Here is a 14,099-nt window from a genome sequence, read left to right as displayed (position 1 = left end):
GTGAATATAGATGTCTAAAATTAGAGCAGGACGAGTGGGCGAGCAGATCAAGAAAGAGCTTAGTCAACTTATCCAAAGCGGTCTGAAAGACCCTCGAATCGGTTTTGTAACTGTAACTGGCGTAGACGTGACTAACGATCTATCGCAAGCCAAGGTATACCTAAGCGTGTTCGGGGATGAAGAGCAGAAGTCAGACTCGCTTAAAGCGATTGAGAAAGCCAATGGTTTTCTTCGCTCAGAGCTTGGCAAGGCCATTCGCCTTCGGCATACACCGGAGCTGATCTTCAAGTTCGACGAATCTGTCGCTTATGGCAGTCATATTGAGAAGCTTCTTGGAGAGCTTCATAAGAACGATTAGAAATAAGTGATTAAAGTGGGGTTCAAAATAGCGTTATGCTATTTTGAACAACCTTTAAAAAGGAGACGGCGAATGCAGAGCTATGAACAAAGTCTCCAGCAGACCCGTGAGTTTCTGCTGGAACACGACGATTACCTTGTAGTGTCGCATGTTCAGCCGGACGGAGATGCAGTCAGCTCCACCCTTGCGGTGGGCTGGCTTCTCTCATGTCTGGGCAAAAAATATACTATGCTGAATGAAGGACCGATCCCGAAGCGAATGGAATACCTATGGCATTCGGATGAAATCATCAATATGGCCTCTAGTGAACCGCCCCGTCAATACAGCAACGTCATCTGTGTGGATTGTGCGGATTTTCAGCGTGTAGGGCTGACAAATCGCTATTTTGCGAATGAGGCTCTTATCCTGAACATTGATCACCATCCAACAAATAACGGTTATGGATTCGTTAATTTAATCAAACCGGATGCAGCTGCGACAGCGGAAATTTTGTTCGACCTGCTGAAGACATTCGAGATCGAATGGGATATTGATATCGCCACAGCTATATATACGGGTCTGTTAACAGATACCGGTGGTTTTCGTTATACCAACACATCACCAAAAGTAATGGCAGCTGTATCTGAGCTATTATCCCTTGGGGTTAACGGTCCTGAACTCGCTGAGACATTGCTTGAAGAAATGACGCTGCCACAGGTTAAAATATTAAATAAAGCCTTAAATACGCTGGAATTATCTCCTGAAGGAGATATTGCCTGGCTATATGTTACACCCGAGCATATGATCGAATGTGCTGCTGCTAATGAAGATTTGGAAGGAATCGTAAACTACCCTCGTAATATTCGGGGCGTGGAAGTAGGCATTCTTTTTAAAGTTATTCACGAACATGCGGTCAAGGTTAGCCTGCGTTCTGCCGGTAAAGTTGACGTGGCTGCATTGGCGCAAACGTTTGGAGGCGGCGGTCATACCCGTGCTGCAGGTGCGCGTATAGAAGCTACGCTTGAAGAGGCAATAGCTCAGGTGCTTGAGGAGGTAAGACGTCATTTATGAGTGAATTAGAAGGTGTTCTGGCGGTTTATAAACCGGCAGGCTTCACTTCACATGATGTTGTAGCCAAGGCACGTCGGATTCTCGGCATGAAACGAATTGGTCATACGGGGACACTAGATCCCCAAGTGACTGGTGTATTGCCGCTTTGTCTGGGACGTGCGACTCGCGTTGTGGAGTATATTCAGGAGCTGCCCAAAGAATATGTGGCAACACTGAGACTGGGGATGTCCAGTGATACTGAAGACTTAACTGGAACCATTACGGAAACTGTTGATGAGGTTCATGTAACTGAGGAAGAGATTCTTGCAGTACTTGCCTCTTTCAAAGGCGTAATTTCTCAGGTTCCTCCCATGTACTCTGCGGTGAAAGTCGACGGCAAACGTCTTTATGAATTGGCTAGAGAAGGCAAAACCGTTGAACGGAAAAGTCGCGAAGTAGAGATTTATGAAATCGAAATGACGGATATGACTTGGGAAGGTAATCATCCCGACATCACTTTCCGGGTATTATGCTCCAAAGGCACGTATATTCGTACACTTTGTGTAGATATCGGTCGTGCGCTTGGACTGCCGGGTGTAATGGTGAAGCTGGAGAGAACAATGTCGGCAGGAATTTCTGCCAGCCATTGTTTATCCCTTGAGGATATTGCCGCGCACAAGGAAGCCGGAACATTGGAAGATCATTTAATCGCTGCTGATGAGGCAATTTCGCATTTGCCTAAGCATACCGTTATGGATGAGAAGAAGAAGGCAGCACTGCAAGGGCAACGTTTGTCTTCGCGGTTCATTGCTCCAGAAGTGAAGACAACAGGTCAAATTCGGCTATACGATCTTCAGGGATTGTTTCTTGGCATTTATGAGCTGGAAGAGACAGGTGCTATTGCCCCAGTAAAGGTGTTTGCACAAGCTTAAATCAATTTTACCAAGTGAATTGTAGGTGAGAAACAGCGTGAGAACCGTAACGTTAACCTATCCGATGTCGCCGGAGACTGCTGCCGAATGGGCACAACCTCAAGTGGCTGCTCTAGGGCAGTTTGACGGCCTGCATCGTGGACATGCCAGCGTCATTACATCCGCTGTAGCCTTAGCCCGTAAACAAGGTGTGCCGGCTGCAGTCCTTACATTTCATCCTCATCCCAAAGATGTTATGGGTAAGGGAGATTATGAAGGGTACTTGACGCCACCCTTTGAAAAGCAAGAGATTCTTGCCAGCATGGGTGTCGATATCCTGTATGTTGTTGAATTTAATGAGCAGCTTTCCCGGGTTAGTCCACAGAATTTTGTCTCTGTTATGCTTTTACCGCTACATATTGTAACAGCAGTTGTTGGCTTTGACTTTCGCTTTGGCTACCAAGGTGAAGGCGATGTTGAGATGCTTCGCAAACTGGGTGAAGGTGTTATGAATGTGGAAGTTGCTCCTCCTTTTCTGCTTGAAGGTGAAAAGGTTAGCAGCTCCGGCATTCGTAAAAGTCTCCAAAATGGAGATCTGGGGCTGGCAAACTCCTGGTTCGGACGTTGCTATCATCTGCGTGGTGAAGTGGGGCATGGTGAGAAGAGAGGCCGCACAATTGGTTTTCCAACTGCCAATTTGAAGCTCAGTGATCATTTTGTCATTCCGACCAAAGGTGTATATGCGGTCCGAGTCTTTTATAAGGATAAAGTTCTGTACGGGGTTATGAATGTGGGTGTTAAACCAACCTTTCATGAGGGTGTGTTAACTCCAAGCTTTGAGGTTCATCTTTTTGACTTCGAGGGTGACCTGTATGATCAAGAGCTTAAGGTAGAATTGGTAGCTTACATTCGTCCAGAACGGAAGTTTGACTCCATTGGAGCATTGATTACTCAGATTGGCGAGGATGCAGAAACCGCGAAGAAGATTCTGGAGTATAATTTATAGTCATCCCGGACAAGCCGTTTACTTTTGTTAATGGAGATGCTATACTAAGTAACGTTGCTGGCTTACAGCATCATAACCTTAGCTTGGTTGCACGTTCTCACCGACGGTGACGAGGCTAGTGGCGATTATATTGAAGGAGGTGAACAGGATGGCATTAACTCAAGAACGTAAACATCAATTGATCGACGAGCACAAAACTCACGAATCCGATACTGGATCCCCTGAGGTGCAAGTTGCTATCCTAACGGAGAACATCGTTAATTTGACTGACCACTTGCGTACGCACAAGAAAGATCATCACTCCCGTCGTGGATTGTTGAAAATGGTTGGACAACGTCGTAAACTTCTGGCGTATTTGAAAAACAAAGACATCAGACGTTACAGCGCCCTGATCGAAAGACTGGGATTGCGTCGTTAATTTTCCATAAGATTACTCTTAAAGCAGCCTGGTTGTATACCGTATGTCCTTCTCGGAGCGACAGCGGGACAGCTGGGTTGCTTTTTGAAAATTTAGGGAAAACTTAATATTAGGATCGATGAGATTATTCGCAAAAACGGCGACTTTACTTTTCAGTAAGGCCCAGCCGTTTCTTCTTATATGCATACAGAATAGGCAGCCTCCTTTGGGACAAGCCTTTCCAATTCATTTAGATCGATATGTGAACCTGCTATTTTAGACTGCGGGTCTACTACTATTCAAGGAGGTATTTATGGAAAAACGAGTAGAAATGCAGCTGGGTGGAAGACGCCTTGTGCTGGAAACGGGCCGCCTGGCTAAACAAGCAAACGCAGCCGTTATGGTGCGTTACGGGGATACTTCGGTATTATGTACCGTTACGGCTTCAAAAGAGCCTAAGGATCTGGATTTTTTCCCGCTTACAGTTAACTATGAGGAAAGATTATATGCGGTAGGTAAAATTCCTGGCGGATTTATTAAACGGGAAGGTAGACCGAGTGAGAAAGCGATTCTGTCAAGCCGTTTGACAGACCGTCCAATCAGACCACTATTCCCTGAAGGATTCCGTAACGATGTTCAGGTATTAAACATGGTAATGAGTGTGGATCAGGACTGCGCACCAGATATTGCTGCTATGATCGGTACTTCAGCAGCACTAAGTATTTCCGATGTGCCTTTTGATGGACCCATCGGCGGCGTTGCTGTAGGTCGGATTAATGGAGAGTTTGTGATCAATCCGGATATGTCTCAGCAAGCAATCAGTGATGTTTATGTGGTGGTTGCTGGAACGAAGGATGCAATCATGATGGTTGAAGCAGAAGCGAACGAAGTGACGGAAGATGTGATGCTCGAAGCGATTATGTTCGGTCATGATGAAATCCGCAAGATCGTTGCAACCATTGAAGAACTGGTTAAAGTGGCTGGTAAAGAAAAAATGGCTGTGAAGCTGCATACAGTGAATGCTGACGTGAATACTGAGGTCCGTGCATTTGCTGAGGCTCGTCTGGTGGAAGCCGTTAAAATAGCTGAAAAACATGCGCGTCAGGAAGCGATTGATGTCGTTAATGATGAAGCGGTTGCGTATTTCGTAGAGAAGTACATAGAAGCACCGGAGCTTCTGAAAGATGTTAAAGAAGTCCTACATGATATCGTGAAGGATGAAGTAAGACGTCTAATCACACATGATAAGGTTCGTCCAGATGGACGTAAACTTGATGAAATCCGTCCGATTGAATGTGATACAAGTCTGTTACCGCGTACACACGGTTCCGGTCTGTTTACACGTGGACAAACACAAATCCTTAGCGTTTGTACTCTTGGGGCACTAGGTGATGTGCAAATTCTTGACGGAATCGATCCTACTGAAACGAAACGTTTCATGCACCATTACAACTTCCCGCCGTTCAGCGTAGGGGAAGCTCGTCCGCTTAGAGCACCAGGACGCCGTGAAATCGGTCATGGAGCACTTGGAGAACGTGCATTATCCAAGGTTATTCCTAGTGAAACTGAATTCCCGTACACGATTCGTCTAGTATCAGAAGCGATTGAATCTAACGGTTCTACTTCCCAGGCAAGTATCTGTGCCAGCATTCTGGCTATGATGGACGCTGGTGTGCCAATCAAAGCACCTGTAGCCGGCGTAGCAATGGGTCTGATCAAAGACGGAGAGCATGTCTCCATCCTGACGGATATTCAAGGTATGGAAGATCATCTCGGAGATATGGACTTCAAGGTAGCTGGTACAGCAGAAGGTGTTACAGCTATTCAAATGGACATTAAGATTGCCGGTATCGATCGCAAAATTCTTCAGGATGCACTTCAGCAGGCTAAAGAAGGCCGTCTGTTCATCTTGGACAAAATGAATGAAGCGATCTCTGCGCCAAGACCTAATCTGTCCAAATATGCTCCAAAAATCATTATTATCAACATCAATCCGGACAAAATCCGTGATGTTATCGGTGCTGGTGGTAAGATTATCAATAAAATTATTGAAGAAACCGGCGTAAAAATCGACATCGAACAAGATGGCCGTGTCTTTATCGGTTCTTCAGATGAAGAAATGATCCAAAAGGCGCGTTCGATTATCGAAGGACTTGTGCGTGAAGTACAAGTTGGAGAAATCTATGTGGGTACAGTTAGACGTATTGAGAAATTTGGAGCATTTGTTGAACTAATTCCGGGTAAAGACGGATTGGTACACATTTCCCAATTGTCTACTGAGCGCGTAGCTAAGGTTGAAGATGTTGTAGCTGTCGGGGATACAATTACCGTTAAAGTTACCGAAATCGACCAACAAGGCCGGGTTAACCTGTCGCGTAAAGCGGTATTGACTTCGGAAACTGGAGCTAAAGCTTAAGTTTCGATTGTAGAGGTACCTTTTCTAAAGTACCTAATAGCATAATAAAAGGAGACAGAAGCGATTGCGTTCTGGCTCTTTTTTTATATGAAATAAAGTAAAGTGCATCACTATCACGTCTCTGGCCTCTGTTCTTATGACATAAATTCCTCTCTTGTCTCATAGATTGGGACAAAGTGTCTTTGTATTCGTGTGGAACGGACTACAAGTCGTTTCTACCGGGGAGGAAGTCGTCATGAAGACGGAAAAAGTGGCTTTAGTGGTTGCTTGTATTGCGATCGTGATAGGAATTGGCAGCACTCAGGGACCCGTAAAGGACATGCTTGCGCAATTGAAGCCGCAGGATGACCTAGCTGTGTGGAAGGATATTTCTAAGGCGGAGAACAATGATCTTCGGACACGGATTGAGACCGCCGCAGCCAAGCTTAATGCCCCTCCAGTGAATGCTGTGGTTGATCGGGTATGGAAGGCGATTCCAGGTTATAACGGGCTTGAAATTGATGTAGAGAGTACATATCGGAATGCTCTTTTGGCACCAAAAGAACCTATAAAATTTGTGTATCGGCAGATCGAACCACAGATATCCCTGAATCAACTGGGAGCTGAACCCATATATCGTGGGAATCCGGCTAAGCCGATGGTATCGCTGATGATTAATGTGGCGTGGGGAAATGAGTACATTGTGCCAATGTTGGATGTTTTGGATGAAGAGAACGTTAAAGTTACGTTTTTTCTGGATGGGAGCTGGCTGAGTAAAAACCCGGAACTGGCTAAAGAAATGCTAAAACGCGGTCATGAGATGGAGAATCACGCTTATACCCACCCTAATATGAGTACTTTAAGTCGTGCGCGAGCTACTGTAGAAATTGAGAAGACACAAAAGCTGTTGAAGGAATCGCTTGGAGTCACTAATAAATGGTTCGCCCCCCCTTCTGGTGATTTCGATCAGGAGACGGTAGAAATTGCAGGCAGCTTAGGGCTCAAAACCGTACTATGGACCGTAGATACCGTAGATTGGCGAAATCCGTCTCCTGAATCTGTGGTTGCCAAAATCACAAGCAAAGCGGAACCGGGCACTCTAGTCCTAATGCATCCCACAGCCGCATCCTCCAAAGCTCTGAAGGCCATGATACGTGGAATCAAAGCAAAAGGGTTACAGCTAGGCACAGTTAGTCAAACACTCTCAGCAGAGCGGCTAATCCCCTCTAATGTTGAGTGAGAGATGTATTTCTGGTAGGATTATAGGCACGTGTAATTAAATTAGATAGAACATGGCTATTAGCCAGGAGGACTTGAAGTGGAAAAAATAGTGTTATCCAATGGTTTACGAGTGGTAATGGAGAAAATCCCGACCGGCCGGTCCGTTTCTTTCGGAATCTGGGTAAAGACAGGCTCTCGGAATGAACATCCTGGAAACAACGGGATATCCCATTTTGTAGAACATATGCTTTTTAAAGGTACGGATCGGTACAGCGCCAAGGATATTGCTGAGCAGTTTGACGCCATCGGCGGCAATGTAAATGCGTTTACCTCAAAGGAATATACATGTTATTATGCTAAAGTATTGGATGAGCATCTGCCTATCGCTATAGATGTGTTAGCGGATATGTTCTTCCGTTCACGGATGGACGCTGAAGAGCTGGAGAAAGAAAAGAATGTCATCCTTGAGGAAATTTCCATGTGCGAGGACACGCCGGATGATCTTGTGCATGATTTGATGTGTGCTGCTGCCTACAAGGACCATCCGCTTGCGTATTCCATCCTCGGCTTGAAGGAACGGCTAATGGAGATGAAGCCGGATGATCTTCGGGCGTATATGAAGGAACAATACACGATTGAGAATACGGTTATAAGCGTTGCCGGCAACATTAGTGATGGATTGATTGAACTGCTGGAACAGCATTTTGGTTCTTTTGATAATCATGGTACAAGTGCGCCGCTGACCCCACCAGATTACTATGGAGAGCTCTTATTTCACCGCAAGAAAACAGAGCAGAATCACATCTGTCTTTCCTTACCAGGTGTCCGTTCTGGCGATCCCCTGCAGTATGCTATGGTGCTGATTAATAATGCCGTAGGCGGAGGGATGAGCTCCCGCATGTTCCAGGAAATTCGTGAAAAGCGCGGATTAGCTTATTCGGTGTATTCCTATCACAGCTCCCAGGCAGATTCTGGTCTGTTTACGGTCTATGCTGGAACAGCGCCCAAGCAAACAAAGGATGTCATGGAGTTAATCAAGGAAATGATGTACGAACTTGCTACCAACGGCCTCAGTGAAGATGAGCTGAGAAAAGGTAAGGAGCAGCTTAAAGGCAGCCTCATTCTTAGTCTCGAAAGCACTAGCAGCCGAATGAACCGTATCGGAAAAAATGAACTTATGCTCGGAAGACATAATACATTGGACGATATGATCGCCAAAATTCAGCTAGTGACGATGGACAATATCAACAGTGTGCTGGACCATATGTTCGCGGAGCCGCTTTCTTTAGCGATGGTAGGCTCATCAGATAAAGCTATTGCAAATGTTAGGAGAGATGATCTTGTCTTATTACGTACAAATCAATAAACTTGCTGGAAACGAGGATGTAAATCTTCCTTGTAAAATGTCGGAGCAAGCTTCCGGTTATGATCTTTATGCTGCCGTTGCGGGTGAAATTGTACTTGCACCAGGAGAGCGGGCATTAATTCCAACAGGGATTTCACTGGCTATGCCAGAGGGGCTTGAAGCGCAGATCCGTCCGCGTAGTGGACTGGCCTTGAAGCACGGGATTACCTGCTTGAATACACCTGGAACTATAGACGCCGATTACCGCGGAGAGATCAAAGTGCTCTTGATCAATCTGGGGCAGGAGCCTTTTGCTATCGCTCGCAATGAGCGGATTGCCCAAATGGTATTTCAAGCCGTTCCAGTGGTTAATTTGGTGGAAGTGGAAGAGTTATCCGAAACCCAACGCGGAGCCGGAGGCTTTGGCCATACTGGCAAGTAAGATTGTTGTTACAATTCATTTAAAAAGCTTACGAATTCATGCCCAAGGTATGATTCGTGAGCTTTTTTTGATATGCAGAGTTAATTATCCAAAGTTTTAATTCTTCGATTGTTAAGCAGATAGCATTTTATAAAGTGCTAACTGCAGTGCCATCTGCAGTGCCATCTGCAGTGCCATCTGCAGTGCCATCTGCTACTCCAACTAACCCCGACTTCCCCATCGAATAAACTCAGCATTTTCATTGGCGCTCTGCCACTACTCTAACCCTACCGTCAAATTAAAGACGAAGCCCCTATCGGACCCCAGTGCTCTTATTTATAACAATTCTGCTTAATTCGGCTGTTTTCGGACCCCAGTGTCACTATTTGATCAAAAACACCTGATATCAAACCTATTTACATCGAATTAGAGCTCTCCAGTCCGAAACTCCTCCTAAAAGGCAAAAAATACACAAATAGTTGCATCTCGGTCCTTAACTCATCAGCCGTAACCCGTAACCCATTAGTTCATCATCAGCCATGCGTGCCGGGGATTTCATTTCCGCTCTTCACCCATTAACTATGCCCAGCATAAGATGCTTTATAGTCGATAGTGTATGTTGAAAGGAGCGTCATCCCTATGCTTACTGGCGTCAGGATCGTGTTCCTGGGCGGGGACGCGAGACAGCTTGAAGTGATTCGGAAATGTGTGGAATTGGATGCGACGGTAAGCGCTGCCGGGTTCGATAAGTGGGAGACCCCTAGCCCAGGGGTGAGCCTGGAACAATTGACGGTAGAGCTGCTGAGTAATGCAGATGTATTAGTGTTGCCTACGGTAGGCTGTGATGATGAAGGAAATATTAGTGCTCTATTTTCTTCTGAGCGTTTAACGATTCTGGAGGAGCATTTCACTGCGCTGCCATCCGATTGTTTAGTGTATACCGGTATGGCTAAAAGTTACTTGCGCGGGATGTGTACCAAGCACTCACTGAAGTTAATCGAACTGCTTAATCGTGATGATGTGGCTATTTACAACTCTATCCCGACAGCGGAGGGAGCGCTGGTAATGGCCATTCAGAACACGGATTTTACGATTCACAGCTCGAAATCAATGGTGCTTGGTTTAGGTAGAACTGGATTTACAATGGCTCGAAGTCTACAGGGACTGGGGGCCAGTGTAAAGGTTGGTGTCAGAAAACAAGAACATTATGCACGTGCTGAGGAAATGGGCTGGAAGCCTTTTATGACCAATGAGCTGCTGCTTCACGTACCGGATGTGGATCTTATATTTAACACGATACCAAGTATGATCATCACCGCGCAGGTGCTCTCGCGGCTTGCGCCGCATTGCGTAATTATTGATCTGGCATCTGCACCAGGCGGCTGTGACTTTCGTTATGCTGAGAAACGTGGGATTAAGGCGATGCTGGCTCCAGGACTCCCTGGCATTGTAGCTCCAAAAAGCGCTGGGATTATTATGGCAAATGCGCTGGTACAGTCGATTTCGGACGAGGCTTTAATCAAGGGGGACGAATAAAATGGATTGGCACGGAAAAACAGTAGGGTATGCGATCACTGGATCTCATTGCACTTTTGCTGAGGTAATGCCACAAATTCAGCGCTTCGTAGACGGGGGAGCAAACGTAGTACCTATAGTTTCTGCCTCTGTACTAGGAACAGACACCCGCTTTGGGACATCGCAAAATTGGTTAAAACAGTTGAAAGATATAACAGGGAATGATATCATTTCTACAATTGTTGAAGCGGAGCCGCTGGGTCCTTCCAAGCTGCTGGATGTGCTGACAATAGCACCTTGCACAGGAAATACAACGAGTAAACTGGCTAATGCCATGACGGATAGTCCCGTGCTAATGGCAGCTAAATCGCAGATGCGCAACGGACGTCCACTAGTTCTAGCGATATCTACAAATGATGGATTGGGCCTAAATGCCGCGAATATTGCTAAGCTTCTGGTGGCTAAACATATTTATTTTGTACCATTCGGTCAAGATAACCCTGAGGGTAAACCTAACTCGCTCGTGGCACGCATGGATCTTATCCCGGAAGCTTGCTATGCCGCTTTGCAAGGTAAACAACTACAGCCGATGATCATCGAACGGTTTCATTCAGCATAGAAAATTGACAGAGCTCGGCTGATTTTGTTGTGGACAATAAAAGGGGAGATGCACCAAATGAGCAATGAGAAGTGCCAAGATAACGTAGTGGAACCAGCTAAGTTCATTGCTATCAAAAAAATATAAGCAGTATTGCTACCGTCCTCAGGTTCGAGGGCGGTACAGCCATTTAACAACTTACTTAACGAATAAGCTCACGTACCGTAATCTTTTCACGAATGATTAGTGTGTTTGCTTTGATAATAATGGGGGAATTATACATGGGTATTCTGGTACAAAAATTCGGAGGAACATCGCTATCCACACCGCAAGCTAGAGAACACGTAATCCGCAATGTCAAAAGGGAGCTGGCAAGTGGCTATAGTCTTGTAATTGTTGTATCGGCTATGGGCCGTCGCGGAGAACCTTACGCAACTGACACTTTGCTGGATTGGGCCGTGCAGAACGGAGATGCACTTCCAGACCGGGAAAAAGATCTCTTGATGTGCTGTGGTGAAATTATTTCAGCTACTACTCTATGTGGGCTGCTGGAGAATGAAGGCATCGCTTCTACAGTATTAACGGGAGCTCAGGCAGGATTTCTGACAGACAGCAACTACGGTAATGCCAGAATTCTGGATGTACGTCCGGAACGCATTCTCCGTGAGCTGCGTGAGGATAAGGTAGTTATTGTTACCGGGTTCCAGGGCCAGACTGAAGCGGGTGATTTGACAACTTTAGGCCGTGGCGGCAGTGATACCTCTGCTACAGCACTGGGTGCTGCTCTTCATGCTGATATGGTGGATATTTATACGGATGTGAACGGAATTCTTACAGCAGATCCACGGATCGTTGAAGATGCTAAGCCATTAACTTACGTTAGTTATACTGAAATTTGCAATATGGCTCATCAGGGAGCAAAAGTCATTCATCCACGTGCGGTTGAGATTGCTATGCAGGCACAGATCCCAGTTCGTGTTCGTTCAACCTTTTCAGAAGCTGAAGGTACGTTGGTTACGAATCCAGAAGGATTTAACGATATCCAAGCAGGGGGAATTGTGGATCGATTCGTTACAGGGATTGCTTATGTCAGCAATGTTACACAGATTTCTGTGGAATGCCCGGACGGTAACGGAACCGGAGTGCAGCTGCAAATCTTTAAGAGTATGGCAGATAACGGGATAAGCGTTGATTTTATTAATGTAACACCTACGGAAGCTCTTTATACGGTTTTTGATGACAAATCAGAGAAGGCTATTTCTGCTCTACAGCAGCTGGGTTTGCGACCTAAGAGTTTGTCGGGTTGTGCCAAAGTTTCTGTTATCGGGGGCGGAATTAATGGTGTGCCTGGTATTATGGCGCGCATTGTTGAGGCGCTTAGCTCGCAAAACATTCAAATTCTACAATCCGCGGATTCGAATACAACGATATGGGTGCTTGTGAAAAAAGAAGATATGGTGCAGTCCCTGCGTTCGCTGCATGCTATGTTTGAATTGCACCGCTGACAAGGAGGAATTCAAAGTGGATTTCGGAAGATTAATAACAGCCATGGTAACCCCTTTTGATGGGGATGGAGAAATCAACTGGGATGTAACTTCACAGCTTGTCGATTATTTAATTGAGGTACAGAAATCAGAGGCTTTGGTTGTCTGCGGAACGACAGGGGAATCGCCTACGTTAAGCGATGAGGAAAAGCTGCAGCTGTTTTCTTTTGTGCTGGAAAAGGCGAATGGACGTTGTAAAGTTATTGCTGGAACTGGCAGCAATAACACGAAACATTCCATTCATCTGACGAAGGAAGCGGAGAAAATAGGCGTAGATGGAGTGCTTTTGGTCGTTCCTTATTATAATAAACCGAATCAGGAAGGTCTTTATCAGCATTTTTCCACGATTGCTTCAGAGACTTCATTACCAGTGATTTTATATAATGTTCCAGGTCGAACAGGTGTAAGTATGAGCGTGGCCACTACCCTGCGACTTGCTGAGATTCCGAACATCGTTGCTACGAAAGAATGCGCGTCTGTAGATCAGGTAACACTTATTGCCTCTGATTGTTCAGATGATTTCCGTGTATATACGGGTGATGATGCCTCAGGTCTTGCCAGTCTGGCTGTCGGTGGATACGGAATTATAAGTGTATCTAGCCATGTGGTTGGTGCGCAGATGTCAGAAATGATTTACGCTTATACCTCCGGCAATGTTCAGCTTGCTGGAGAGATTCATCGCCAGCTGTTCCCGATTTTTAAAGGAATGTTTGAATGCCCACAACCGCTGCCCAATCCTTCAGCTGTAAAATATGCTTTAGGACTCAAGGGGATCCCTGTGGGCGGAGTCAGATTGCCGCTTATTTCGCCAACGGAAGCGGAAGCGGCTTTTATTGAAGCACTTTTTCACTAAGAATTAATCATTGCTGATGTACGTTCTAAACCGGCTACTCTATTGAGGGAGCCGGTTTTTGCATTTATATTTTTTTTCTGAAATATTGAGGCGAATTTAAGGAAAGAATTTGGATACGAGGCGGATGACTTGTCTTTTGCCAAAAAAATCATGTATAATGATCTTAAGTGACTGGGTGCGGTTAAAATTAAATATGCGGTAATCTTCCGTCAATGTAATACATTGTGAGACAGGATAGGTCCCAAGATGAGTCTGTTTAAATAAATGACATGTCTTCGCGCGAGGGGCGCGACGGTGAATTTTGACGGCGTTTGTCCGCTTCAATATGAACTTTACTGCCCGGAATCGGGAGCTTTCGCATTGCGCATTTTACAGATTTCAGGAATTTCCTCGTCGATTGGAAGTTATTGGCTGTTTGAAAGAAATGTGTTCAGCGCCGCTGAAATAATCGAAGTTCGATATTTACCAATAAAAGTATGACGTCCAACATCATAGGAGGGTTAGAT

At 45.5% G+C, this 14,099-nt stretch carries 13 protein-coding genes; all 13 read left to right on the top strand.

Annotated features, from left to right (window positions below; genetic code table 11):
- Nucleotides 1-10: 10 nt before the first annotated feature.
- The 13 genes from rbfA to dapA all read left to right on the top strand — a co-directional run bounded on the left by rbfA (nt 11) and on the right by dapA (nt 13,593).
- On the top strand, nt 11-358 hold the full coding sequence (gene rbfA, locus MHH46_RS18980; RefSeq protein ID WP_076127845.1) for a 30S ribosome-binding factor RbfA: 348 nt from the start codon (nt 11-13) through the stop codon (nt 356-358).
- Nucleotides 359-430: 72 nt separating this feature from the next.
- Nucleotides 431-1,408, top strand: a complete 978-nt coding sequence (locus tag MHH46_RS18975) for a bifunctional oligoribonuclease/PAP phosphatase NrnA (RefSeq protein WP_076106341.1) — start codon at nt 431-433, stop codon at nt 1,406-1,408.
- Nucleotides 1,405-2,319: a tRNA pseudouridine(55) synthase TruB gene (gene truB / locus MHH46_RS18970; protein WP_076127847.1), complete on the top strand. Its 915-nt coding sequence runs from the start codon at nt 1,405-1,407 to the stop codon at nt 2,317-2,319. Before MHH46_RS18975 ends, truB begins: the two co-directional genes overlap by 4 nt.
- Nucleotides 2,320-2,356: 37 nt before the next feature.
- Nucleotides 2,357-3,304 carry a bifunctional riboflavin kinase/FAD synthetase gene (locus tag MHH46_RS18965; RefSeq protein ID WP_076127848.1) on the top strand — a complete coding sequence of 316 codons (948 nt, stop codon included), beginning with the start codon at nt 2,357-2,359 and terminating at the stop codon, nt 3,302-3,304.
- A gap of 148 nt (nt 3,305-3,452) precedes the next feature.
- Nucleotides 3,453-3,722 carry a 30S ribosomal protein S15 gene (rpsO, locus tag MHH46_RS18960; RefSeq protein WP_036656390.1) on the top strand — a complete coding sequence of 90 codons (270 nt, stop codon included), beginning with the start codon at nt 3,453-3,455 and terminating at the stop codon, nt 3,720-3,722.
- 292 nt (nt 3,723-4,014) lie between these two features.
- A complete protein-coding gene (gene pnp / locus MHH46_RS18955; protein WP_076127850.1) occupies nt 4,015-6,117 on the top strand; it encodes a polyribonucleotide nucleotidyltransferase in 2,103 nt (700 codons plus the stop codon).
- A gap of 235 nt (nt 6,118-6,352) precedes the next feature.
- Nucleotides 6,353-7,336: a polysaccharide deacetylase family protein gene (locus MHH46_RS18950; protein ID WP_076190910.1), complete on the top strand. Its 984-nt coding sequence runs from the start codon at nt 6,353-6,355 to the stop codon at nt 7,334-7,336.
- Nucleotides 7,337-7,414: 78 nt separating this feature from the next.
- Nucleotides 7,415-8,683, top strand: coding sequence for a pitrilysin family protein (locus MHH46_RS18945; protein WP_076190912.1), 1,269 nt, complete (start codon nt 7,415-7,417; stop codon nt 8,681-8,683).
- The gene (gene dut, locus MHH46_RS18940; RefSeq protein WP_172628834.1) at nt 8,658-9,104 is read left to right on the top strand and encodes a dUTP diphosphatase; all 447 of its coding nucleotides are present in this window, start codon (nt 8,658-8,660) and stop codon (nt 9,102-9,104) included. The genes MHH46_RS18945 and dut overlap by 26 nt, the downstream gene beginning before the upstream one ends.
- A 618-nt stretch (nt 9,105-9,722) precedes the next feature.
- The gene (gene dpsA / locus MHH46_RS18935; RefSeq protein ID WP_076127855.1) at nt 9,723-10,619 is read left to right on the top strand and encodes a dipicolinate synthase subunit DpsA; all 897 of its coding nucleotides are present in this window, start codon (nt 9,723-9,725) and stop codon (nt 10,617-10,619) included.
- A gap of 1 nt (nt 10,620) precedes the next feature.
- Entirely contained in the window at nt 10,621-11,217 is a 597-nt protein-coding gene (locus MHH46_RS18930) for a dipicolinate synthase subunit B (RefSeq protein WP_036688443.1), read from the top strand.
- 260 nt (nt 11,218-11,477) lie between these two features.
- Nucleotides 11,478-12,701 (top strand): aspartate kinase, encoded by a 1,224-nt coding sequence (gene dapG / locus MHH46_RS18925; RefSeq protein WP_036688442.1) that lies wholly within the window; start codon nt 11,478-11,480, stop codon nt 12,699-12,701.
- Nucleotides 12,702-12,717: 16 nt separating this feature from the next.
- A complete protein-coding gene (gene dapA / locus MHH46_RS18920) occupies nt 12,718-13,593 on the top strand; it encodes a 4-hydroxy-tetrahydrodipicolinate synthase (protein ID WP_076179909.1) in 876 nt (291 codons plus the stop codon).
- The last annotated feature ends 506 nt before the right edge of the window (nt 13,594-14,099 follow it).

This window comes from Paenibacillus sp. FSL H8-0175, from assembly GCF_045040615.1.
GTDB lineage: Bacteria > Bacillota > Bacilli > Paenibacillales > Paenibacillaceae > Paenibacillus_AQ > Paenibacillus_AQ odorifer.
The sequence above is the reverse complement of the archived record's forward strand: the minus strand, read 5'-3'. Positions and strand labels throughout refer to the sequence as shown.